A 22,959-nucleotide genomic window follows, 5' to 3' on the forward strand; every position below is an offset into this window, starting at 1 on the left:
TGCAGGATTGGTCTGATGGGAGGAGTGGGAAGAATCAGCGTTTGGTTGGAGCCGCGTCGCGGATCGACCAGAATCTGAAATCTTCGACACGGACCCCTCGGTCCTCATGTTTCCGGGCGGCAGGCATCCGCTCATCAGAGACTTTCGGTCGATGTAACCCCCACATCGACCATCGCGTCCCACCACGAATGAGGTCTCTCAACGGAAGGCCTTGCCGCCCGGAAACCTGTTCTACACGATTTTGTTACCTGCCGGAAGTTCCGCATCATGAGCACGCCTGAACCCTTCAAAGAAGTGCCGCATCGTGGCCTGATCACGGTCGCGCTCATGCTGGCGACGATCATGCAGGCGCTTGACACGACGATCGCCAACGTCGCGCTGCCGACCATGACCGGCGATCTCGGCGCCTCGCCGGACAACATCAACTGGGTGCTGACGTCCTACATCGTTGCAGCAGCCATCATGACGCCGGTCACCGGCTGGCTGGCCGACCGCTTCGGCCGCAAGGAACTGTTCCTGACGGCGGTGGTCGGCTTCACGGTGTTCTCGATGCTGTGCGGCATCGCCTGGAGCCTGGAGAGCATAGTGTTCTTCCGGCTGATGCAAGGCGTGTTCGGCGCCGCGATCGTGCCGTTGTCGCAGACCTTCCTGCTCGACATCAACCCGAGGGAACGCCACGGCCAGGCGATGGCCATCTGGGGCGCCGGCATCATGCTCGGGCCAATTCTGGGCCCGACGCTCGGTGGCTGGCTGACCGAGAATTTCAACTGGCGCTGGGTGTTCTTCATCAACCTGCCGGTCGGCATTGTCGCCTTCCTCGGCATGGCCGCCTATTTGCCGGCTGTTGCCCGGCGGGTACGCGGTTTCGATTTCTTCGGCTTCGCCATGATATCGCTTGGGGTCGGCGCGCTGCAGCTGCTGCTCGATCGGGGCGGCGAGGTCGACTGGTTTTCCTCGAATGAGATCTGGATCGAGCTTGGTCTTTCGCTGACCGGCTTCTGGGTGTTCATCATCCACACGGTGACGGCCGAACATCCCTTCATCGATCCCAAGATTTTCCTCGACCGTAATTTCGTGACCGGCCTGGCGTTCATCTTCGTCATTGGTGTGCTCATCCTGGCGAGCATGTCGCTGCTGCCGCCAATGCTGTCGACCATCTTCGGCTATCCGACCATCACCATTGGCGTTGTCCTTGGGCCACGTGGTATCGGCACCATGATTTCGATGCTCGTCGTCGGGCGGCTCATGAGCAAGATCGACGCCAGGATCCTCGTCGTCATCGGCTTTCTGCTGACCGCGCAATCACTCTACACCATGTCCAGCTTCACGCCGCAGATGGACAACTGGCTGATCATCAGCTCCGGCGTCATCCAGGGCCTGGGAATGGGAATGGTGTTCGTGCCGCTGTCGACCGTGGCCTTCGCCACGCTTGACGTGCGCTTCCGCACCGATGCCACGGCCTTGTTCAGCCTGGTGCGCAATCTTGGCTCGTCCATCGGCGTTTCTGTCGTGACTGTTCTGATGGTGCGCAACACGCAGGTCAATCACACCGAGCTTTCGGCGTTCATCAATCCGTTCAACCCCAATCTGTGGGCGGTATCGCCGGCGGCCGCAAGCGGCGATCCAATGGCGCTTTCGGAGGTGGATCGCATGGTCAATCTGCAGGCGATGATGATCTCCTACGTCAATGACTTCAAAATACTCATGGTGATGACGCTGATTTCCATTCCGTTTGTTTTCCTACTGCGCAAGCCAAAACAGGCGCCGTCCGGTGGCGCACCAACCGCACACATGGACTAGATGTCGTCGCCCTCGAAATTCAAGGCGACGACCAGCTAGAGGAATCCCCTTACCTTCCCAGCACAAGGCTCCAGTAGCGCAGCGCGCCATCGCGGCCGTCGCGCACATAGGCGAGGCCAAAGCGGGTGAAGCGTGGGTCGAGCATGTTGCGCCGGTGGCCGGGCGAATGCGCCCATATGTCGAACAGCTTCTGCAGGTCGAAACGGCCCTCGGCAATATTCTCTGCGGCGGCGCCGGCAATGCGATTGTCCTTGACGCGCGAGGCGAAATCCTTGCCCCAGCCAGTGGTGTGGCTCATGCGGCCACGCCGCGCCATGTAGCCGGCTTGCTGCAGGGCGGCTTGCTCGAGCTGTGAGTCGGCGACCAGCGGCGGAAGCCCGGTCGAGGCGCGGATGCTGGCCAGCGTGCCGGTGGCGGACGAGGAGACGCCGGCGCCTTCGCCGGTCGGCAGCGAAACGGTGCTGCAGGCGGCAAGCCCGGCCAGGGCGGCAAGGCCCACTGCCTTGAGCCATTTGCGCCTGTTCAAGTTCGCGATCTGGTCGTGTTCGATTCCCGAAGTGGTCATGCCTGCCTGAGATAGTCGCGATCATGGCTTTTGCCGGGCAGGGCGGTGGAAATCTGGAATCGGGACGGCAGTTGCCCGCTCATTTCACCAGGGTGATGAGGCGGCTTGCATACATCTCGCGATTTCCAAACACGGCTGTGCAGTCGGTCTTGATGGATGAGTTGCCGGTCATCAGTACGGTCAGGCCAACAAGCCTCAGGCAGTCGCCCTGACCGCTCATATCTGAGTTGCCGGCAAAGGAAATGGGCGCGTCAGGCGCATAGACGAACCCGCTGATCACGGAATTGGCGCCGCCATTCAGCGTCAAGGCCGAAGTGTTGCCATGGCTCTCGAAAATGGTAATGCCAGCGTATGGACCGCTGGTGGGAGGGGAAAGGTTCACCACTTCATTTGCATTTATGTAGATCTGCGCGTCCTCCATGAGGAATATGGTCACGCCTTGGCCGTTCAGGCTGCCGTTGCCGCCCGGCTTTATGGTGGTGCCGCGCAGGATGTAGACGCCTGGATTGAGCGTGATGTTTCCTGACAAGGTCTTGTCGCAATATGTGCCTGGCGACAGCGTGTAAGTTTTGCCGTTCGGCACGGGCAGGCACAATGTGTAGGTGGGTGGGACGACGTCTGCCAGTGGATCGAAAGATGCATATTGATGTTCGAGCGGCGCACCGCAGGTAAGATTGGCGTTGGGCGGCGAAAGCCCGGAAGTGCCACCGGCGGTCGAGACGCAGCCCGCCGACACCTGCGCCGAACCGCCTCTGCTGACAGCATCGGACGCATCCGAGTTTGCCGCGATCACGCAACTGCTCATAGAGACATCGGTCGAGCCCTGCAGGCTCACGGCGGCCGACGCATGTGAATCGAGCGCCAGCACACAGGCCTGCGCGCCGGGGTCCATCTTGACCGTGGCCGAGCGGTGGGCTGGCCAGGGGGCCGCGCCATTGATGAAGCTCGGACGGCTGATGCTGGACGAAACCGAGATGTAATAGGCACTCGGGTCGCCGCTGGCGCTTGCCGAAAAGGCGGAGACGCTGCCCGCATACTCCTGCTGGTCGGCGACGCTCATATTGGCCGTAAAGAATGCCAGCCCAAGCTCCTGCACATCACTCGCGGTCATGCTGGGTAGGTACTTTGTGCCGACGGCAAGCCCAGCCGCGTCCAGCGAATTCTGCAATTGCGCGGCGTCGTCGCTCGTGCCTGTCAGATCGATGGTACCGGCCACGACAAGCATTATCGGCAGCATTGCTATGGCGGTCGCCATTGCAAAGTTGCCGCGCTCCGAAGACCAGAAGCCCTTCAATGCGAACATCGCCCCTCGCCAAAACCTGTAAAGCCCAAGTCATACTCCAGGGGCCTCTACGCGCTATTTCAGTAATTACTAAAATTTGTAATGCTTAAATGCAGCAAGATGGCCGACCAAAACGAAAGCCTGCCAACGCACGGCCATATGAGAGGTGACAGCGAGAGATGAGCACGAGGAGCAGCTTCAACCTATTGACGCGGCGACAACCCCTGGCAAATCGGCTATGGTGCTACATCTACTAGTGGCAGCTGCGGGCGGCCATCCGGGCGGTGACCGTCCCCGACACACGGGAGGAAGGTTATGGCCGGCTTTCATGTCATGGCGGACGCACACGGGGCGCACGTACAGCCCACGGTGCGCAGCATCACCACGGCGGATCTCAGGGATGCGCTGCGCCTCGGCGCCGAGGATTTCTGGGCAAAACCATCGCACTACGTGTTCCTGTGCCTGATCTACCCCGTTGTCGGCCTGATCCTGACGCGATGGACGTCCGGCGCCAATGCCATCCAGCTCATCTATCCCCTGATGTCGGGTTTCGCGCTGGTCGGCCCGTTTGCCGCCATCGGTCTTTACGAGATCAGCCGCCGCCGCGAACTCGGCATGAACACCTCCTGGCGGCATGCCCTCGATGTGCGCCACTCGTCGGCGATTCCGTCGATCGCGGCGATCGGTATCATGCTGGTGGCGCTGTTCCTGCTGTGGCTCTACACCGCGCAGTCGATCTACACCGGTCTGTTCGGCGACCAGCCGCCGGCATCGATCGGCGACTTTGTCCGCGAGGTGCTGACGACCGGCAAGGGCTGGACCCTGATCCTCGCCGGCAATGCCGCCGGTTTTGTCTTCGCCGTTGTCGTGCTCGCCACCACTGTGGTTGCCTTCCCGCTGTTGCTCGACCGAGATGTCGGCGCTGTTTCGGCCATCGAGACCTCGGCGCGAGCGGTGATGGCAAACCCGCTGCAGATGGCGCGGTGGGGGTTGATGGTCGCCGTGCTGCTGGTGATCGGCTCGATCCCGCTGTTTGCCGGGCTCGCAGTGGTCATGCCGGTGCTCGGCCACGCCACCTGGCATCTCTACCGCAAGGTGGTCGAGCCGGAACGGGCGCAGCAGATCCGGCGGCCGATGTGACGACGCCAGAACGCCGAACAAAGAGCACCTGACAAAGCCTGATGTGCTTGGCTTGTGGGCGCCCCCTGTGGCCAGGTGACGGAGACTGACCCATGGCGTGGAAACTGTCGGGAGTGCTCAAGAAGATCGTCTGGCTGATGTGCTTTGGCATTGCTGGCAATGTCAATATTGCGCTGGCAAGCGCCGACCAGCCGGTGCAACTCGAAAGCGCGGCTGTCACGCCGACGCCGTTTCAGCAACGAATTGCGCGAGAAAGCGGCAAAGTCCTGAAAGATGTTCCCGGCACGCCACTGAACGGGTATCTGACGCGACCGCCGGGTGAGGGGCCGTTCCCGGCTATCGTCGTTCTCCACGGATGCACGGGTCTGTTTCCAAGTGTTAGGAAAGCCTGGTCCGAGCGGCTGTCTTCCTGGGGTTACGTCGTCCTCTTTGTCGACAGCTTCAGCACGAGGGGCATAAAGGAGACCTGTGACGGCCTCCACTCTGTCGATCGCGTCTATGACGCCTACGGCGCTTTGGAATTCCTGTCGAAATACAGTTTTGTCGACCCGCAGCGCATTGCGTTGATGGGGTTCTCCGCTGGCGGGATCGCAACGCTCGAGGCCGTGCAATCTGGTGGCGCGGAGCGGCTTATGGCGCACAAATTCAAGGCAGCGATCGCCTACTATCCGGATTGTTCGGCGACGAATGGCGACATGGCAGCCCCAACCTTGGTCCTCATCGGTGACCTTGACGATTGGACCCCCGCCAAGAAATGCCAGGAGATGATGGCGCAGCGCAGCGGCAAGGGAAGCGCCGTGCAGCTTGACGTCTTCAAGGGCGCTCGTCACGCATTTGCCGCCCCAGGATACAAGACCGGCACCGAGGCCTATGGTCACCGGATGGAGTATGATGCGGCTGCCGCCGATCAATCCATCCGCGATTCTCAGGCTTTTCTGAAGGAAGTCTTCGGCGGCTGACGGCGGCGATCGCCGCATTGCACTCTCAATCTCAGCGCTGTGCGTCGGTCGCCATCTTCAGCGCGAGTGCCATCAGCACGGTGCCCATCATCCAGCGCTGGATGACCAGCCATAGCGGCCGGCCGGCGAGGAAGGTGGCTATCGAGCCCGCTGTCACCGCGATGATGGCATTGACGCTGAGGCTGATCGATATCTGTGTCGCACCTAGCACCAGCAGCTGCGACAGGACATGGCCTTTGTCCAGGCTGATGAACTGCGGCAGCAGCGACAGATAGAGCACGGCCACCTTCGGATTGAGCAGGTTGGTCATCAGGCCCATGGCGAACAGCTTGCGCGGCCGGTCCCGCGGCAGCTCGCGCACCTGGAACGGCGAGCGTCCCCCCGGCTTCACCGCTTGCCAGGCCAGCCACAGGAGATAGAGCACGCCGGCAAAGCGCAGCGCGTCATAGGCATAGGGCACGGCAAGCAGCAGCGCGGTGATGCCGAATGCCGCCGCCAGCACATAGAAGACAAAGCCGAGCGCGACGCCGCCAAGTGAGATCAGCCCCGCCTTTGGCCCTTGCGACAGGGAACGAGAGATCAGGTAGATCATGTTGGGGCCCGGCGTCAGCACCATGCCGAGGCAGACCAGCGCGAAGGCGAGATGGTTGGCGGTTTCGGGCATCTATTCGTTCCCCTGCGCACCCCGGTGCGGAAGCGAGCGGCCAATATCTGCCCGCACCGGCAGGCGTCCGCAAGGGCATGGCGCCGCCAGCCGCTGCGCCAGATGGCTGCCAGTGCCTCCGGATCAGCTGACGACGCGCAGGTTCGACAATTCGTTGCCGATTTCCTTGAAATCGTTCGACAAGGTGGCGCCGGTGGCATTCCAGAACAGCTTGGCCGGCTTGCTCGGATCCGTCGGGTCCTTGCGGAAGCGCGAGTTCGATGAGCAAGATTTCAGCGCCGCGATCGCCGCCTGGTCGCTGGTTTTGGTCGTGGACAGGTCGAGCGCCACCGTCATCACCATGATGTTAGCTGCCTTGGCGTTGTTGCAAAGCGTCGCCATCTGCTCGTTGAGCGCGCTCGTGTAATTGCCGTTCGAATAGTCGAACTGGCCAATGGCGCTCGATGTGCCCAGAAACATGCGGCCGACCGAAGTGCCGTTGTAGCCGGGGTTGAGATAGCCGTAGGACGCGTAGGTCGACTTCGAATCGGCGGGATCGGAATAGCCGAGCGACGCAGGCGTGTAGTAGGTGTTGGCGCCGTCGGTCAGCACGATCACGACCTTGTCGTTGCCTCTTTCTGTTTCCGGGCGTCCTTGCGTGAACGGCTCGCCGCTTGAGACCACCCGCCAGCCCCAGGCCATGCCCTCGGGAACGCTGGTGCCGCCATTCGGCTGCATCAGGTCGATCGCGGCCTTGATCGAGGTGAGTCCGTCGGTGACGCTGACATCGGTCAGCGGTGTGATCGGGTTGGTGGTGCAGCTGTAGTTCGGGCCGTTTCCGGCCGGCAGCGCCGGCGCATCGATCGGCCGCGGCTGGAAATATTTGGCCATGTTGCGCAGCCGGGATTGGCCGGTGCTGCTCGTCGGGTCGTCATTCCACCAGCTGTTCACGGCGCCATAGGTCGTCGGCATGGCCTCATCGGGATCCTGGGTGAGCTTCCAATGATTGCCGGGTTCGTCCGGGGCGAACATCGGCACGAACATCGTCGCCGGATCGCCGACCCCTATGCCGGTGTTCGACGAGCCGCCGGACGGCGGCGCGTCGTTGACATTGTAGGGGTAGGGCCGGGCTTCGACGCAGCCTTGCCAACTGGCGAACGGGCCATAGGAATCGATGTAGTCATACTCGTCGTGGCTTCGTTTGCAGGTGTTGTTCGAGTTGTACTCGTCGCACACCACGCGTTTGCTGTTGGTGACGCGCTCGTGGTTGGTGACGACCTTCATGTCGCGGTAGAGCGAAAACCGGGTCAGCATCTGGCCTTCGTCGGCACCCCATCCGGAGCCGCGCTTGTACCAGATGCCGTTGGTCTGCTGGGCGTATTTGTTGGCCGTGTTCAGCGTCGACCAGTCGAAGTTCTCGTTCGATACCGGCGACAGGCCTTCGGTGTCCATCCACGATGCGTTGCCGTTGCTGGCACCGACATTGACCGAGGCAGCAAAGGGCACGAGGCCGAATTGCACCGGCCTGTCCACCTGCTTGATCATTGCCGCTTGCAGGGCCAGCGTGTCGACCAGCTGCTTGGCCGCAGTTTTGAGAAGATCGATGCGCCTTTGCCCCGAGCCGGTTCCTGTCGTGGTCATCGATCCGGAATTGTCGAGCGCTAGGGCAACTTCCAGCGTGTTCTTCAGACGCACTTCCGAGGAGACGTCGAAGCTGATTTTCTGGTTCGCGTCGGTTTGGGATTTGCCGATGAGCTGGCCGAAGGCAGGAAAGAAATAGGGCTGGTAGTCAAGACGCGCGCTCATCTTGAGCAAGCCGCCGCCGCTGGTGTTGCTCGGCAAGGTGACGTTGAGCGTCGCGTTGGCGGGATCGACGCTGTTGAGGTTGGCGTTGAAGAAGTCGAGCGCATAGGCTCTCAACTGGTCGTCGGTCGCACCTTCCGTCAGCCGTCGCGCCGTGGCGAAGTTGGCGGCATCGAGCGCATTCAACACCGTCTGCTTTTCACGGTTCATCTCGGTGTAGTCGACCGCCATCGCCAGGCCGCCCATCAGCGGGACCAGCGCAACGACCGTCATAAGAGCATAGTTGCCGCGTTTGTCGCGGCAGAACCGACGCCAGAGTTCATGCATGTCTTGCTGCGGCCCCCGCCGGCGGATTCTTGATCAGGCGCCAACTTTCCACAAAACGCTGAAGGACGGGTTTGGGAAACCGCTCGATTGCTTGGTCCGCGCTTCACCAACCGCTAACCAATCCGGCATCGGGGCGAAAGCTGGTGACAGGCCGGGGCGGTTCGGTTAATCGGAACCGGCTGCGGCGAACCGTCGGCCGCGGCGCTCGCAATGATCATGACTGAAGGAAACGGCATGGCGGATTCGCCTGAAATCATCGGCTCGCTCGAAGACGTGTCGAAGCCCTATTCGGCAATCCTGTGCGATGTCTGGGGCGTGGTGCACAATGGCGAGACGCACTTTCCTGTCGCGGCCTCGGCGCTGGCGAGGGCTCGCGAGGCGGAAATCCCCATCGTTCTGATCACGAATTCGCCGCGCAGAAGCGCCGATGTCGTGGCGCAGATGAACGCGATCGGCGTCCCGCCATCAGCCTACGACCGCGTCGTCACGTCAGGCGACGTGACCCGCGACCTGATCGCCGAGGGCCCCCGAAAGATCTTCCATATCGGCGCCGACCGCGATTTCACCCTCTATGACGGTCTCGACGTCGAACTTGTCGAGGAATTCGAGGCGTCCGGCGTCGTCTGCACCGGCCTGTTCGATGACGAGGTCGAGAAGCCCGAGGACTACACCGAGCTTCTGCGGCGGTTGCGCGCCAGGAACCTGCCCTTCATCTGTGCAAATCCCGATATCGTGGTCGAGCGCGGCGAACGCATCATCTGGTGTGCCGGTGCGCTGGCACGCGACTATGCCCAGCTCGGCGGCCGCACCTTGATCGCCGGAAAACCTTACGCGCCGATCTATAACGTCGCGATGAAGGAGGTTGCCGAGATTCTTGGCCGGCCGATCGAGCGTTCGCAGGTGCTGGCCATCGGCGACGGCATGATGACCGACGTGAAGGGCGCGGTCGACAATGGTTTCGACGTTCTCTATGTGTCCGGCGGCATCCATGCGCGCGACTATGGCGATGCATTACAACCCGATCCAGCAAGGCTGGCGACCTTCCTGGAAAAGCATGGGTATCGTCCGGTGGCTGTCATTCCCAGACTACGGTAGGTGACGATGGCGGCCTTCCAGCACATTTTGTCAACCGCGCCGCTGCCCGCCGATTTGCGTGGCGGCGTGGTGGCGATCGGCAATTTCGACGGTGTCCACCGCGGCCATCAGACGGTGCTCGAGCGAGCCCTGGCCGAGGCCGGGCGGCGCCAGGTGCCGGCCCTGGTGCTGACTTTCGAGCCGCATCCGCGCAAGGTCTTCAAGCCTGACATGCCGTTGTTCGTGCTGACGCCGCCGCCGATGAAGGCGAAGCTCCTGTCGTTGCTGGGTTTTGCCGCGCTTGTCGAGCAGCCGTTCACGCGCGACTTCGCCTCGCTGTCGGCGGAAGCATTCGTGACCGATGTGCTGGAAGGGAACCTTGGCATTACCCACGCCGTAACCGGGTTCGATTTCCATTTCGGCAAGGACCGTCAAGGCGGCCCGGCCTACCTGATGGCGGCCGGCGAGCGTCATGGCTTCGGCGTCACGCTCGTCGACGCCTTTCGTGACGAGGGCCACGAGGTGGTGTCGTCGAGCCGCATCCGCGGCTTGCTAAGCGAAGGCGCGGTGGCCGAGGCGGCCGGACTGCTCGGCTATCGCTTCACCGTCGAAAGCGAGGTTGTGGGCGGCCAGCGGCTCGGCCGCACGCTTGGCTTTCCAACCGCGAACATGAGGCTTTCCGAGGAAGCCGCGCTCAAGGAGGGCATCTACGCCGTCCGCTTTCGTCGCGCCGATGGCACGCTTCACGACGGTGTCGCCAGCTTCGGCCGCCGCCCGACCGTCGACGACAATGGCGCGCCGCTGCTGGAAACCTTCGTCTTTGATTTCTCAGGCGACCTCTACGGCGAGGTCTGCCAGGTTTCCTTCTTCGGTTTCCTGCGCCCGGAGGTGAAGTTCGAAGGGCTCGACGCGCTGGTCGCGCAGATGAAGCGCGATGAAGCCGAAGCGCGCACGCTGCTTGCCGGCGCCAGGCCGCTCTCCGAACTCGACGCGGCCATGGCCTTCTAGGCATGGTCCCGAAAAGTGGGAACCGGTTTTCAGACAAGATCATGCCCAGGCAAGAAGCATGATCCCGAAAAGTGGGAACCGGTTTTCGGGCAAGATCATGCCCAGGCAAAATTTACTTTTTCAGTGCCAGGCCGACGGCGATGAAGGTCCAGCCCTGGAAGATCAGGTCGATCGCCAGAAACAGCCCGAGCACCCACAGGCTGTTGACGGGCCAGCCCATGGCGATGATCAGGCCGGCAAGCGCGCTGATGATGCCGGCCGCGACGATCCAGCCCCAGCCGGGTTCCGGCCTGTGGCTGTAGCCGACCCAGGCCCGGAGCACCCCGGAAGCGATCAGCGCGATCGCCAGCAGGAACGTCAATACCGCTGAAGCGAGCAGCGGATTGTCGAAGGCGAAAAATCCGGCGATGGCATAGAGCAGTCCGCTGAGCAGCCAGTAGAAGAAGCGGCTCCAGGTCTTGACGCCGAAGGCATGCACGATCTCGATGACGCCGGCCATCAGCATCAGCCAACCCACGACATAGACCGAAGCCACGGTGGCGATGAACAGATTGCCAAAGGCAATGCCGCCGAAGATGAGCAGCAGCACGCCAAGCGCGACGAACCACCCCCATTTTGTCCGTGTCTGTTCCATCGCGGTTCTCAAGGCGTCGCCATGCAGGGTCATTGTCGCGGTCTCCATCTGGGGCTGCGGGATACTGCCAGGCGGAGGTTAATCCCAGCGCTTGCCAACGTCCAGTCGATGGCCAATAGCTGCAGCGCCGCAATCCGTGATCGGACGTCTCGGATTTAAATCAAATTTTACCAAACGGCCTTCAAAGCTGTCATCGGTAAACAGTGCGCGTTGTGTTAGTGGAGTGGCCATGAGTCCGGTCGGAAGAATCTCTGTGGTGTTGGCCGCTGCGCTGCTGGGTGGCGCGGGCGCCGCCAATGCGGGCGAGGGCAGCTGGCTGTCTGGCGACTGGTATCTGACCGTTGGCGCAACCGGCATGATCGCGCCGAACTTCGAGGGCGGCAAGAAATACCTGCTCAGCGCCTCACCGATCATCTCGCTGGGCAAGGCCGGACCGGCGGCCCGCTTCACGTCGCGCAACGACAACATCTCGCTGGCCTTGATCGACGATGGCGGCGTTCGCGCCGGCCTGACCGGCAAGTTCCTGTTTTCCCGTGATGACGACAATGCCGATGAACTGAAGGGCCTCGATCCGGTGCGCTGGGGCGGCGAGGTCGGCGGCTTCTTCGAATTCTATCCGACCGACTGGCTGCGCGCACGCGCCGAGCTGCGCCACGGCATCCGCGCCCATAACGGCTTTGTCGCCGATATCGCCGCCGACGCTTTTTATGATGTCACCCCAACTGTCCGGATTTCTGGGGGACCGCGTGTGTCCTTTGCCTCGGAAAAATATTTCGATGCCTATTATGGCGTCGACGCACAGGAGGCCGTGGCCTCCGGGCTCAGCGAATATCATCCCGGCGGTGGCCTGAAGTCGACCGGCCTCGGTGGCGCGATAACCTGGAAGGTGACGGAGCCGATGACCGCCAGCCTGTTCGGCGAATATTCGCGCCTGATGGGACCGGCGGCCGATTCCAGCCTGGTCAGGGAACGCGGCGACCGCAATCAGTTCATGATCGGCGTGTCGACCAGCTACCGCTTGGACTTTACGATGTAACGGAATCGAGCGAGAGACACTTTATTCCTGCGCCTATCTCCGCTAAAAGCCCACCGATGACGAGCTTTTCGCGCCTTCACGCGCTGACCATACGAATTACCGGCCCGGTGTTCCGGGCGGCCTGAGGGGTCGCCGGAGCCGCCGGGAATTTTGCGCGCGGCCTCTCGCGCTTTTTCCAGATCATCAACGCATATCGCCCAAAAGTGGCTTCGGTTTTGGGAAAACGATATGCGCCAAAGCAACGACCTCACGCCCGAGCCCTTTGCGGCCGGGTAATGTAGATGGCAGACCAATGACCGACAAAACGTCCAATAATTCAACAATCGACTATTCCAAGACGCTCTATTTGCCGCAGACGGATTTCCCGATGCGCGCCGGCTTGCCCGAAAAGGAGCCGCTGCTGGTCCAGCGCTGGCAGGACATGGACCTCTACCGCAAGCTGCGTGAGAGCGCGGCCGGCCGGACCAAATACGTGCTGCATGACGGTCCGCCCTACGCCAACGGCAACATCCATATCGGTCACGCGCTGAACAAGATCCTCAAGGACGTCATCACCCGCTCGTTCCAGATGCGTGGCTATGACTCGAACTACGTGCCGGGCTGGGACTGCCATGGCCTGCCGATCGAATGGAAGATCGAGGAGCAGTATCGCGCCAAGGGCAAGAACAAGGACGAGGTTCCGGTCAACGAGTTCCGCCGGGAGTGCCGCGAGTTCGCCGCGCACTGGATCACGGTGCAGGGCGGCGAGTTCCAGCGGCTCGGCGTTATCGGCGACTTCAAGAACCCCTATACGACGATGGCCTTCCATGCCGAGTCACGCATCGCCGGCGAGCTGCTGAAGTTCGCCATGTCGGGCCAACTCTATCGCGGCTCCAAGCCGGTGATGTGGAGTGTGGTCGAACGCACGGCACTTGCCGAGGCCGAGGTCGAGTACCAGGATTACGAGTCCGACACGATCTGGGTGAAGTTCCCAGTCGTCAGCCTGGTCCAGCCGGTCGATGACGGCGTGACCAAACTGACGGAAGGGGCGCTGGATCTGTTGCAGGCCCACGTCGTCATCTGGACGACGACGCCATGGACGATCCCGGGCAACCGCGCCGTTAACTACTCGCCTCGCATCAGCTATGGCCTCTACGAGGTAACAGCGGCCGAGAATGCGTTCGGTCCGCAACCGGGCGAAAAGCTGATCTTCGCCGACGCGCTGGCCGACGAGTCCGCTGCCAAGGCCAAGGTCACCTTGAATCGGCTTCGCAGTGTTTCGCCGCAAGAGTTTGGAAGGCTTACGCTTTCCCATCCGTTCAAGGGTTTTGGCGGCGGCTATGAGTTTCCCGTGCCGATGCTCGCCGGCGACCATGTCACCGACGATGCCGGCACCGGCTTCGTCCACACCGCGCCCGGCCATGGCCGCGAGGACTTTGACGCCTGGATGGATGCCGCGGCGGATTTGCGCGCGCGCGGCATCGACAGCGCCATTCCGTTCACCGTCGACGATGGCGGCTTCTTCACCAAGGACGCGCCGGGTTTTGGCCCGGACCGCGAGGGCGGAGCCGCGCGCGTCATCGACGACAATGGCAAGAAGGGCAACGCCAACCAGGCAGTCATCGATGAGCTGATCAAGCGCAACGCGCTGTTCGCACGCGGCCGGTTGAAGCACTCCTATCCGCATTCCTGGCGGTCCAAGAAACCGATCATCTTCCGCAACACGCCGCAGTGGTTTGTCTATATGGACAAGGATCTCGGCGATGGCTCGACGTTGCGCAGCCGCGCGCTGAAGGCGATCGACGACACCCGTTTCGTGCCCGCCGCCGGCCAGAACCGCATCCGCGCCATGATCGAGGAGCGCCCTGACTGGGTGCTGTCGCGCCAGCGCGCCTGGGGCGTACCGATCGCCGTCTTCGCCGATGCCGACGGCAATGTGCTGAAGGACGAGGCGGTCAACCAGCGCATCATGGACGCCTTCGAGCAGGAAGGTGCCGACGCCTGGTTCGCCGCCGACGCCAAGGAGCGTTTCCTTGGCAATCACGATGCATCCAAGTGGAAGCAGGTGATGGACATCCTCGACGTCTGGTTCGATTCGGGCTCGACGCACGCTTTCACGCTGGAGGATCGCCCGGATTTGAAATGGCCGGCCGATGTCTATCTCGAAGGGTCCGACCAGCATCGCGGCTGGTTCCACTCGTCGCTGCTGGAAAGCTGCGGCACCAGGGGCAGGGCACCTTACGACACCGTCGTCACCCACGGCTTCACCATGGATGAAGACGGCCGCAAGATGTCGAAGTCGCTCGGCAACACCGTCGTGCCACAGGACGTCATCAAGCAGTCGGGCGCCGACATCCTTCGCCTGTGGGTGGTGACGACCGACTATTGGGAAGACCAGCGTCTCGGCAAGAATGTGCTGCAGACCAACATCGACGCCTATCGCAAGCTGCGCAACACCATCCGCTGGATGCTGGGCACGCTTGCTCATGACGATGGCGAGGAGGTGCCGCTCGACAAGATGCCGGAGCTGGAACGGCTGATGCTGCATCGGCTGGCCGAGCTGGATGAGGTGGTGCGATCGGGCTACGACGCCTTCGAATTCAAGCGCATCACGCGCATGCTGCTTGATTTCATGGTGGTGGAACTGTCGGCCTTCTATTTCGACATCCGCAAGGACGCGCTGTACTGCGACGCGCCGTCGAGCGTTAAGCGCAAGGCCTCGGTGCAAGTGGTGCGTCATCTCTTCGATTGTCTGGTCAAATGGCTGGCGCCGATGCTGCCTTTCACCATGGAAGAAGCTTGGCTCGACCGTCATGCGGACGCCGTCTCGGTGCATCTCGACCAGTTTCCTCAAATCCCGGCGGACTGGAAGAACGAGGCGCTGGCGGAAAAGTGGCGCAAGGTGCGGCAGGTGCGACGCGTCGTCACCGGCGCGCTGGAGATCGCGCGCGCACAAAAGGTGATCGGTTCGTCGCTGGAAGCGGTGCCGGTCGTCACCATCGACGATGCAGCGCTCGAAGCGGCGATATCCGATGTCGACATGGCCGAGATGGCGATCACCAGCGATCTGGTCATCGCGCATGGCGACGTGCCGGCTGGCGCCTTCACGCTCGACGACGTCAGGGGTGTCGCCGTCGTGGTCGAGAAGGCCGAGGACCGCGGCCTGGTGAAGTGCGCGCGTTCCTGGCGCTATACCGCCGATGTCGGGCAGGACGTTGCGTTTCCCGACGTTTCGGCTAGGGATGCGGCGGTGCTGCACGAGTTGAAAGCGCTTGGCCGGCTTTGACAGGCCGGCCGGTCAGAATGACTCTATCGGTGCACAAATGCCACGCCGAGCGCGCGAAAACCGCCCGCGCGTTGCCCTTAACGAGTGGTTGAGGTAAACACGCGAAACTCCGGAAGACAAATTGTCGCCGGATTTCCGTCGCAAGTGCTTGGACGATGGGGAACCGGACACAGGGCCGGTGGCAATCGAGAGGCTGTCTAGAGTGGGACTTTTTGGCATGACCGAGAGATATAACGCGCGCCTGGCGCTGCTCGCGCCGCTTGTCGCATCGGGCCTCGCTCTGTCCGGCTGCATGAGCTCTCCGACCTATGGCACCGACAAGACCGCCGGCGAACAGCTGGCCGGCGATATTTCCGGCGCCTTTTCGTTCGCGCCGAAACAAAAGGAACGGATCGACTACAAGCCGCGTCCGACTCTGGTCAAGCCGGCGCCAGGCCAGAAGGAAGCGCTGCCGGCGCCGCAGGACAGCATCGAGACGGCGAGCGCCGAATGGCCCGAATCGCCGGAGCAGCGCCGCGCCCGCCTGCGCGCCGACGCGACCGCCCATCAGAACGATCCCGCTTATCAGTCGGAGATCGTCGACGATGTGCAGACCGATCCAGCATCGATCAAGAAGGCAATGGCGGATTCAGGCTCGAGCCACCCGCCGGCGTGGAGCCCTGCGGATTCGGACAAGGGTCGTGCCGCCGAGATCCAGCGCCGCCTTGCCGAAAGCAAGCAGGGCGATCCGAACACCCGTAAATATTTGAGCGAGCCGCCGGTGCAATATCGCGTCGCCTCCGACGCCGCGCCGCAGAACGATCTCGGCGAAGACGAGTACAAGAAGGAACGCCGCCTGAAGAAAGAGGCGGAAGGCAAGAAGGGCAGCGGCTGGTTCGACTGGCTGCCGTCGCTGTAAAGACGGGCCACGCTTCGCTGCCGTTGCGTTGCCGGGCGCTGTGCCCGGGTCAGTCGCGCCGCTCCCGGAAAAATCCTTTGAGCAGCAGGGCCGCTTCGGTCTCGCCCATGCCCGAATAGATGTCGGGCGCGTGGTGGCAGGTCGTCGAGGCGAAGAAGCGCGCGCCATTGATCACCGCGCCGCCCTTGTCGTCAGCGGCGCCGAAATAGAGCCGGCGCAGCCGGGCGAAGGAAATGGCGCCGGCGCACATGGCGCAAGGCTCCAGCGTCACATAGAGATCATGGCCGGTGAGCCGCTCGCTCGAGAGCTTGCGGCAGGCCTCGCGGATGACCAGCATCTCGGCGTGCGCCGTTGGGTCGGCAAGCTCGCGGGTGCGGTTGCCGGCGCTGGCAATGACTATGCCGCCGCTGGCGATCACGGCGCCGACCGGCACTTCGCCGCGCAAGCCGGCGGCTTCAGCCTCTTTCAGCGCCAGCGCCATGAAATCCGGCCGCTTCACGCGATCTCCATTCCGATTATCTCCTCGCCACTCGCTGGAGCAAGTCCGTTTCCGAATGAACCGCTCTTGCTCCAGGCTTTTGATTTTCGTTTGTCTTTTCGGGAAAACCGGTCTCCACTTTTCCCTGACAAACTCTGGTGATCCTGTTATTGAGCGCATAACCTCGAAAATCGGACTCGGTTTTCGGAAATGATCATGCGCCAAATCAAAAGTGCTACAGCGTTCGTTGCGCGCCCAAAAGGATGCGCCACGCTGTAGCAGCGCAAACGGACAAAGGCCACATGGACGACAACAACAAGAAATTCCGACCCAAAAAGGGTCCGGTCAGGAGCGGCTCGAAAGCTGCCGGACCGCGCAGCCGTGATGGCGCCGCCGACAAAGGCGGCAAGCCGTCCTTTGGCACCAAGAAACCTTACGCCCCACGCGGAGATCGGCCGATGGCTGCTGAGGGCGAGCGGCCGAAGCGCGACTTCAAAGGTGGTGACAAGCCATTCGGCAAGGGTCCGCGTCCCGAAGGCAAGCCCTTCGAGAAGCGCGAGGGACCACGCAAGCCCTACGCACCGCGCGGCGACCGCCCGATGGCCGCCGAAGGCGAGCGCAAGCCTTATGAAAAGCGCGAAGGACCGCGCAAGCCCTACGCGCCGCGCGGCGACCGCCCGATGGCGGCCGAAGGCGAGCGCAAGCCGTATGAAAAGCGCGAAGGACCGCGCAAGCCTTACGCGCCGCGCGGCGACCGCCCGATGGCGGCCGAAGGCGAGCGCAAGCCGTATGAAAAGCGCGAAGGACCTCGCAAGCCTTATGCACCACGCGGCGATCGTCCTGCTGCGGCGGCGGAGGGCGGCGAAAGGCGCTTCGATCGTCCCAAACGCGATTTTAGCGATCGTGCGCCGCGCGACGCCGGCGATCGTCCGAAGCGCGACTTCGCTGACCGCCCCAAGCGTGACTTCGGTGGCGACCGTCCCAAGCGCGACTTCAGTGATCGGCCGCAAGGGGCATCGGGTGCTGGCTTCAAACCGCGTCCGCGTTCGGCGGAAGTGACGGAAGAGGCAGGCGAGCGCATCGCCAAGCGGCTGGCGCGCGCCGGCCTTGCTTCGCGCCGCGATGCCGAGGAACTGATCGCCGCCGGCCGCGTCAAGGTCAATGGCCGGGCGCTGACCTCGCCGGCCTTCAACGTCATGCCCGACGACATCATCCACCTGGACGGCATGGAAATCCCGCCGATCGAGCGCACGCGCTTGTTTCTGTTCCACAAGCCTGCCGGTGTCGTCACCACCAACCGCGATCCCGAGGGCCGCAAGACCGTCTTCGACGTGCTGCCGGCCGAATTGCCGCGGCTGATGACCATCGGCCGCCTCGACATCAACACCGAAGGCCTGCTGCTGCTCACCAATGATGGCGGCCTGTCGCGCGTGCTCGAACTGCCGGCCACCGGCTGGCTGCGCCGCTACCGCGTGCGCGTCCACGGCAAAGTCGAGGAAAGCGCGCTCGCCGGCCTGCGTGAAGGCATTGCCGTCGATGGCGTCTTTTACGGCGCTATCGAAGCGACGCTCGACCGCGAGCAAGGCACCAACGCCTGGCTGACGATCGGCCTGCGCGAGGGCAAGAACCGCGAAGTCAGGAACATCCTCGGTTCGCTTGGCCTGGATGTGACGCGCCTGATCCGCATTTCCTACGGACCGTTCCAGCTCGATGACCTCGCCGAGGGCCATGTGCTGGAGATCAAGGGCCGGGTGCTGCGCGACCAGCTTGGCGAGCGTCTGGTCGAGGAATCCGGCGCCAATTTCGATGCCGAGATTTCAAAGCCGTTTTCCAACAAGCCGGTGCGGCGCACCGAGATCCGCGAGCCGGAGCCGGAGCGGCCGAAGTTCACCAGAGATGGCGAGCGCCGGCCGATCGGCGAGGGCGGGCTGATCAAGAACCGCAAGCGCCGCGAAGGCAGCCGCGACGAGGCACTGGGCAAGCTGTCGACAAGTCCCGACAGAAGCGCCGGGCCGGAAAAGGGCTATGGCGAGCGCGGTCCGCGACCCGAACGCAGCTTTGGCGACAAGCCCCGTGGCGGCTTTGGTGACAAGCCGCGCGGTGGTTTTGGCGGCAAGCCGGGCGGTGGCAAGAAATCCGAGCGCGAGCAGCGGCCGATCGAGCCGCCCGGCCAGCGCAAGGCCAATGTCTGGATGGCACCGGGCGCGCGGCCCATTGGCAAGGGCAGGGCTGAGGCCGACGCCGCCAAGGCGGCCGACGCCAAGGCGCGCAAGGCATCGTTCAAGCCGTCCTATGGCAAACCGGGCGGCGCCAAGCCGTTCGGCAAGCCGCGTGGCGAGCGTCCGGGCGGCGCCGGTGGCGGCGAACGGCCGCGCAGCGGCCCCAAGGGTCCCAGGACGAAATGAGGCCCGGATTGGAATGAGGCCCAGCGCAAGATGAGAATCGTCGGCGGTGAGTTTCGCGGGCGTCCCCTGGCGACGCCCCGCAGCAGCGCTATCCGCCCGACGACCGATCGCACCCGCGAGGCCGTCTTCAACGTGTTGGCGCATCGTTTTGCGGAGCAATTGGGCGGGGCGCGCGTGCTCGACCTGTTCGCCGGCACCGGCGCTCTCGGCCTCGAAGCGCTGTCGCGCGGTGCCTCCTACGGCGTCTTCATCGAGGAATCGGCGGAAGGCCGTGGCCTGATCCGCGACAATGTCGAGGCCTTCGGCCTGACGGGCCGCACCAAGATCTTTCGCCGCGATGCCACCGGCCTTGGCGAAGCTGGCACGCTCGCTCCATTCGGCCTCGTCTTCGCCGATCCACCCTACGGCAAGGGCCTCGGCGAGCGCGCCTTGCAGTCGGCCAGGGCCGGCGGCTGGCTTCGTCCCGGCGCACTATGCGTGGTCGAGGAGGCGGCTGTGGCGCCCTTCGAGCCGGGTCCCGGCTTTTCCGTGCTGGATGAGCGCAACTACGGCGAGACGGTGATCCGGTTTATCGAGGTTGCGTGATGCGCCTTGCATCGATGCCGGCCTCTTTGCCGCCGCCTTTGCCGGCAACATGACCAACAATTCACTATGCTGTCGCCAGCGCCTTGCCTATCGTCCTGCCTGGAAATCGGAGCCATTAATGACATCTAGGATTGAATGGCTGCGCGCAACACTGCTGGCGACATCGCTGGCTATCACCATGACCGGCCCGGTCCTGGCCGACAGCACAGTGTTGGCCAAAGCGACGCCGGACGCATTCAAGGTGACGGATTTCCTGCTCGACAACGGCATGGAGGTCGTCGTCATCCCCGATCACCGCGCGCCGATCGTCACCCACATGGTATGGTACAAGATCGGCAGCGCCGACGAGCCGCCCGGAAAATCCGGCATCGCCCATTTCTTCGAGCATCTGATGTTCAAGGCGACGACCCATCATGTGGCCGGCGAGTTCGACCGCGCCATCTCCGACATTGGCGGCTCCAACAACGCCTTCACCTCCTACGACTACACTGCCTTCCACGAGACGGTGGCGCCGTCGGCGCTCGAGCTGATGATGAGTTTCGAGGCCGACCGCATGCGCAACCTCATCCTCACCGACGACGTCATCAAGACCGAGCGCGACGTCATCCTCGAGGAGCGCCGCTCGCGCATCGACAACAATCCCGAGGCGGTGCTGGACGAGGAAGTCGACGCCACGCTGTGGCAGAACCAGCCCTACCGCATCCCGGTCATCGGCTGGATGCAGGAAATGGAGCAGCTGAACCGCACCGACGCCACCGCCTTCTATGACAAATATTACCGGCCCAACAACGCCGTGCTGATCGTGGCGGGCGATGTCGAACCGGACACTGTGCGGGCACTGGCCGAGAAAACCTACGGCAAGGTGGCGCGCGGACCCGATCTGCCGCCGCGCATCCGTCCGGTTGAACCCGAGCAGAACACCAAGCGCACGGTCACGCTCTCCGACGCCCGCGTCAGCGTGCCGAGTTTTTCCACGCAGTGGGTGGTGCCGTCCTATCATTCCGGCAAGCCGGGCGAGGCGGAAGCGCTCGATCTGCTGGCCGAGATCCTCGGCGGCGGCAACCGCAGCCGGCTCTACCAGGCACTCGTCGTCCAGCAAGGCATCGCGTCCAACGCAGGCGCCTATTTCCAGGGCACGATGCTGGACGACACCAATTTCACCGTCTATGGCGCCCCGCGCGGCGACGCCAAACTCGCCGATGTCGAAGCGGCGGTCGATGCCGAGGTGGCGCGCATCGCCAGGGACGGCGTCACGTCGTCGGAGCTGGAAAAGGCCAAAGACCGCTATGTGCGCTCGATGATCTTTGCCCGCGACAAGCAGGAGTCCATGGCCAACATCTACGGCTCGACACTGGCCACCGGCGGTAACGTGCAAGACGTCCAGCAATGGCCGGAGCGCATCCGCAAGGTCACAGCAGACGAGGTCAAGGCCGTCGCCGCGCGTTATCTGGTGCTCGACCGGTCGACGACCGGCTATTTGCTGCCGCAAGTCAAGGCGGAGAACTGATTTGATGACGAACCAGCACCGCCACGCTTTCCCTTCTCCCCTTGTGGGGTCCGAAGGACGGGGCGAGACCCGTGGCTCGCCCCAGGGCGGTGTGCGAGCGCAGCTCGGTCGGATGAGGGGTGCTCCCGCTTGGCACCGTCCGTACTCCGTCCAACGCCCCTCAACCGTCTCGGCGCTACGCGCCGATCCACCTTCTCCCGCAAGGGGAGAAGGAAAAGCCCGGCGCGCTGCCGCAGCGCTTGCAACCCTTTTCCTCTCCATCCTCTTCCTGATCCTGCCGGCACTCACCGCTCGCGCCATGGACATCCAGTCCGTCACCTCGCCAAAGGGCATCACCGCCTGGCTGGTCGAGGATTATTCGGTGCCGGTCGTCGCCATCCGCTTCGTCTTCGGCGGCGGCTCGACGCAGGATCCGGTTGGCAAAGAGGGCCTGGCCAATCTGATGACCGGCCTGTTCGACGAAGGCGCCGGCACGCTCGACTCAGAAGCCTTCCAGATCAAGCTCGACGACGCCGGCGCCGAGATGAGCTTCGACGAAAGCCGCGACGGCATCTACGGCTCGATGCGCATGCTGGCCGAGCAGCGCGACGAGGCGTTCGACCTGTTGCGGCTGGCGGTCAACCAGCCGCGCTTCGACCAGCTGCCGATCGACCGTATCCGCGCCCAGATCCTGTCCGGCATCATCGCCGGCGAGAACGATCCCGATACGGTCGCGCAGGACAAATGGGCGCGCGCACTCTATGGCGATCATCCCTATTCCCGCTCCGACCAAGGCACCAGGCAGAGCATCGCCACCATCACGCCGGATGATTTGAAAGCCTTGCACAAGGCGGTGTTCGCGCGCGGCGGCCTGCATGTCGCCGTGGTCGGCGCCATCGACCCCGAGACGCTGAAGAAGAAGCTCGACATGGTGTTCGGCGACCTGCCGCAGAACCAGGCGCTGAGGCCGGTGGCCGATATCGACCCGAAGCTGGCGCAGCATGTCGAGGTCGACTACGACCTGCCACAGACCTCGCTGCAGCTCGCCTATCCCGGCGTGAAGCGCAAGGCGCCGGATTTCTTTGCCGCCGTGCTGATGAACGAGATCCTCGGCGGTGGCACCTTCACCTCGCGCCTGTTCCAGGAGGTGCGCGAAAAGCGCGGGCTGGCCTACAGCGTCAACTCCTCGCTGATCAACCAGGATCACGCCGACGCACTGGTCGTCAGCACCGGGACCCGGTCGGACCGGGCGGCCGAGACGCTGGGCATCGTCCGCGACGTGGTCAAGCAACTGGCCGAGGAAGGCCCGACCGAGGCTGAGCTGGCGGCGACCAAGAAATACATGATCGGCGCTTACGCCATCAACAATCTGGACTCTTCGAGTTCCATTGCCTCGACGCTGGTCGAACTGCAGCTCGACGATCTCGGGATCGACTACATGCAGCGCCGCGCTGGCTATATCAACGCGGTGACGCTTGATCAGGTCAAGGCGGCGGCGAAAAAGCTGCTGTCGGCCGAACCGACCATCATGGTCATCGGACCGAAACTGGCAGGGGCCGACAAGGGATGAG

18 protein-coding genes are annotated in these 22,959 nt (G+C 63.2%); 12 read left to right on the forward strand and 6 right to left on the reverse strand.

The genetic code is table 11. The features are described 5' to 3' along the window. Window positions 1-267 precede the first annotated feature (267 nt). A complete protein-coding gene (locus tag AC07FD_RS10870; protein WP_478349841.1) occupies window positions 268-1,800 on the forward strand; it encodes a DHA2 family efflux MFS transporter permease subunit in 1,533 nt (510 codons plus the stop codon). A 49-nt stretch (window positions 1,801-1,849) separates the two neighbouring features. On the opposite strand, the gene AC07FD_RS10875 is transcribed toward AC07FD_RS10870, so the two are convergent. Beyond that, complete coding sequence (locus tag AC07FD_RS10875; RefSeq protein WP_478349842.1) at window positions 1,850-2,365, reverse strand: CAP domain-containing protein; 516 nt, start codon at window positions 2,363-2,365, stop codon at window positions 1,850-1,852. Window positions 2,366-2,444: 79 nt separating this feature from the next. After that, window positions 2,445-3,668, reverse strand: coding sequence for a TadE/TadG family type IV pilus assembly protein (locus AC07FD_RS10880; protein ID WP_478349843.1), 1,224 nt, complete (start codon window positions 3,666-3,668; stop codon window positions 2,445-2,447). A gap of 294 nt (window positions 3,669-3,962) precedes the next feature. Between AC07FD_RS10880 and AC07FD_RS10885 the strand changes: the two genes are divergently transcribed. Both AC07FD_RS10885 and AC07FD_RS10890 read left to right on the forward strand, forming a co-directional pair. Next, entirely contained in the window at window positions 3,963-4,787 is an 825-nt protein-coding gene (locus AC07FD_RS10885; protein ID WP_478349844.1) for a DUF2189 domain-containing protein, read from the forward strand. Window positions 4,788-4,900: 113 nt separating this feature from the next. After that, the gene (locus AC07FD_RS10890) at window positions 4,901-5,746 is read left to right on the forward strand and encodes a dienelactone hydrolase family protein (RefSeq protein ID WP_478349845.1); all 846 of its coding nucleotides are present in this window, start codon (window positions 4,901-4,903) and stop codon (window positions 5,744-5,746) included. A 31-nt stretch (window positions 5,747-5,777) separates the two neighbouring features. Here the strand turns inward: AC07FD_RS10890 and AC07FD_RS10895 are convergent, their stop codons facing one another. Both AC07FD_RS10895 and AC07FD_RS10900 read right to left on the reverse strand, forming a co-directional pair. Continuing rightward, window positions 5,778-6,410 (reverse strand): LysE family translocator, encoded by a 633-nt coding sequence (locus tag AC07FD_RS10895; protein WP_095086701.1) that lies wholly within the window; start codon window positions 6,408-6,410, stop codon window positions 5,778-5,780. Between the two features lie 123 nt (window positions 6,411-6,533). After that, complete coding sequence (locus tag AC07FD_RS10900; RefSeq protein ID WP_478349846.1) at window positions 6,534-8,519, reverse strand: TadE/TadG family type IV pilus assembly protein; 1,986 nt, start codon at window positions 8,517-8,519, stop codon at window positions 6,534-6,536. A 234-nt stretch (window positions 8,520-8,753) separates the two neighbouring features. On the opposite strand from AC07FD_RS10900, the gene AC07FD_RS10905 reads away from it, so the two are divergent. After that, a complete protein-coding gene (locus tag AC07FD_RS10905) occupies window positions 8,754-9,614 on the forward strand; it encodes a TIGR01459 family HAD-type hydrolase (protein WP_167392152.1) in 861 nt (286 codons plus the stop codon). A gap of 6 nt (window positions 9,615-9,620) precedes the next feature. Then, window positions 9,621-10,601 carry a bifunctional riboflavin kinase/FAD synthetase gene (locus AC07FD_RS10910; RefSeq protein WP_478349847.1) on the forward strand — a complete coding sequence of 327 codons (981 nt, stop codon included), beginning with the start codon at window positions 9,621-9,623 and terminating at the stop codon, window positions 10,599-10,601. A gap of 112 nt (window positions 10,602-10,713) precedes the next feature. Here the strand turns inward: AC07FD_RS10910 and AC07FD_RS10915 are convergent, their stop codons facing one another. Continuing rightward, window positions 10,714-11,268, reverse strand: a complete 555-nt coding sequence (locus tag AC07FD_RS10915; RefSeq protein WP_477397062.1) for an HdeD family acid-resistance protein — start codon at window positions 11,266-11,268, stop codon at window positions 10,714-10,716. A 196-nt stretch (window positions 11,269-11,464) separates the two neighbouring features. On the opposite strand from AC07FD_RS10915, the gene AC07FD_RS10920 reads away from it, so the two are divergent. The 3 genes from AC07FD_RS10920 (at window position 11,465) to AC07FD_RS10930 (ending at window position 16,434) form a co-directional block, all read left to right on the forward strand. Further along, the gene (locus AC07FD_RS10920; protein ID WP_478349848.1) at window positions 11,465-12,271 is read left to right on the forward strand and encodes a MipA/OmpV family protein; all 807 of its coding nucleotides are present in this window, start codon (window positions 11,465-11,467) and stop codon (window positions 12,269-12,271) included. A 292-nt stretch (window positions 12,272-12,563) separates the two neighbouring features. Then, window positions 12,564-15,536: an isoleucine--tRNA ligase gene (gene ileS, locus AC07FD_RS10925; protein ID WP_478349849.1), complete on the forward strand. Its 2,973-nt coding sequence runs from the start codon at window positions 12,564-12,566 to the stop codon at window positions 15,534-15,536. A gap of 217 nt (window positions 15,537-15,753) precedes the next feature. After that, entirely contained in the window at window positions 15,754-16,434 is a 681-nt protein-coding gene (locus AC07FD_RS10930) for a hypothetical protein (protein WP_478349850.1), read from the forward strand. A 49-nt stretch (window positions 16,435-16,483) separates the two neighbouring features. Here AC07FD_RS10930 and AC07FD_RS10935 read toward each other — a convergent pair whose 3' ends face one another. Further along, window positions 16,484-16,933 (reverse strand): nucleoside deaminase, encoded by a 450-nt coding sequence (locus AC07FD_RS10935; protein ID WP_478349851.1) that lies wholly within the window; start codon window positions 16,931-16,933, stop codon window positions 16,484-16,486. Between the two features lie 281 nt (window positions 16,934-17,214). Between AC07FD_RS10935 and AC07FD_RS10940 the strand changes: the two genes are divergently transcribed. From AC07FD_RS10940 to AC07FD_RS10955, 4 genes are all read left to right on the forward strand, one after another. Then, window positions 17,215-19,317 carry a pseudouridine synthase gene (locus AC07FD_RS10940; protein WP_478349852.1) on the forward strand — a complete coding sequence of 701 codons (2,103 nt, stop codon included), beginning with the start codon at window positions 17,215-17,217 and terminating at the stop codon, window positions 19,315-19,317. Between the two features lie 30 nt (window positions 19,318-19,347). After that, on the forward strand, window positions 19,348-19,902 hold the full coding sequence (gene rsmD / locus AC07FD_RS10945) for a 16S rRNA (guanine(966)-N(2))-methyltransferase RsmD (protein WP_478349853.1): 555 nt from the start codon (window positions 19,348-19,350) through the stop codon (window positions 19,900-19,902). 118 nt (window positions 19,903-20,020) lie between these two features. After that, window positions 20,021-21,409 (forward strand): M16 family metallopeptidase, encoded by a 1,389-nt coding sequence (locus AC07FD_RS10950; RefSeq protein ID WP_478349854.1) that lies wholly within the window; start codon window positions 20,021-20,023, stop codon window positions 21,407-21,409. A 298-nt stretch (window positions 21,410-21,707) separates the two neighbouring features. Then, window positions 21,708-22,958 carry a M16 family metallopeptidase gene (locus AC07FD_RS10955; RefSeq protein ID WP_478349855.1) on the forward strand — a complete coding sequence of 417 codons (1,251 nt, stop codon included), beginning with the start codon at window positions 21,708-21,710 and terminating at the stop codon, window positions 22,956-22,958. Window position 22,959: the final 1 nt, after the last annotated feature.

It is taken from the genome of Mesorhizobium waitakense, from assembly GCF_056431085.1.

Excerpts from the sequence above, each read along its gene's own strand:
- AC07FD_RS10895 (WP_095086701.1), bottom strand. The coding sequence starts at position 6,410 with ATGCCCGAAACCGCCAACCATCTCGCCTTCGCGCTGGTCTGCCTCGGC.
- ileS (WP_478349849.1), top strand. The coding sequence starts at position 12,564 with ATGACCGACAAAACGTCCAATAATTCAACAATCGACTATTCCAAGACG.
- AC07FD_RS10920 (WP_478349848.1), top strand. The coding sequence starts at position 11,465 with ATGAGTCCGGTCGGAAGAATCTCTGTGGTGTTGGCCGCTGCGCTGCTG.
- AC07FD_RS10910 (WP_478349847.1), top strand. The coding sequence starts at position 9,621 with ATGGCGGCCTTCCAGCACATTTTGTCAACCGCGCCGCTGCCCGCCGAT.
- AC07FD_RS10930 (WP_478349850.1), top strand. The coding sequence starts at position 15,754 with ATGACCGAGAGATATAACGCGCGCCTGGCGCTGCTCGCGCCGCTTGTC.
- AC07FD_RS10905 (WP_167392152.1), top strand. The coding sequence starts at position 8,754 with ATGGCGGATTCGCCTGAAATCATCGGCTCGCTCGAAGACGTGTCGAAG.
- AC07FD_RS10955 (WP_478349855.1), top strand. The coding sequence starts at position 21,708 with ATGGACATCCAGTCCGTCACCTCGCCAAAGGGCATCACCGCCTGGCTG.
- AC07FD_RS10950 (WP_478349854.1), top strand. The coding sequence starts at position 20,021 with ATGACATCTAGGATTGAATGGCTGCGCGCAACACTGCTGGCGACATCG.
- AC07FD_RS10880 (WP_478349843.1), bottom strand. The coding sequence starts at position 3,668 with ATGTTCGCATTGAAGGGCTTCTGGTCTTCGGAGCGCGGCAACTTTGCA.
- AC07FD_RS10900 (WP_478349846.1), bottom strand. The coding sequence starts at position 8,519 with ATGCATGAACTCTGGCGTCGGTTCTGCCGCGACAAACGCGGCAACTAT.
- AC07FD_RS10940 (WP_478349852.1), top strand. The coding sequence starts at position 17,215 with ATGGACGACAACAACAAGAAATTCCGACCCAAAAAGGGTCCGGTCAGG.
- rsmD (WP_478349853.1), top strand. The coding sequence starts at position 19,348 with ATGAGAATCGTCGGCGGTGAGTTTCGCGGGCGTCCCCTGGCGACGCCC.
- AC07FD_RS10885 (WP_478349844.1), top strand. The coding sequence starts at position 3,963 with ATGGCCGGCTTTCATGTCATGGCGGACGCACACGGGGCGCACGTACAG.
- AC07FD_RS10915 (WP_477397062.1), bottom strand. The coding sequence starts at position 11,268 with ATGACCCTGCATGGCGACGCCTTGAGAACCGCGATGGAACAGACACGG.
- AC07FD_RS10870 (WP_478349841.1), top strand. The coding sequence starts at position 268 with ATGAGCACGCCTGAACCCTTCAAAGAAGTGCCGCATCGTGGCCTGATC.
- AC07FD_RS10875 (WP_478349842.1), bottom strand. The coding sequence starts at position 2,365 with ATGACCACTTCGGGAATCGAACACGACCAGATCGCGAACTTGAACAGG.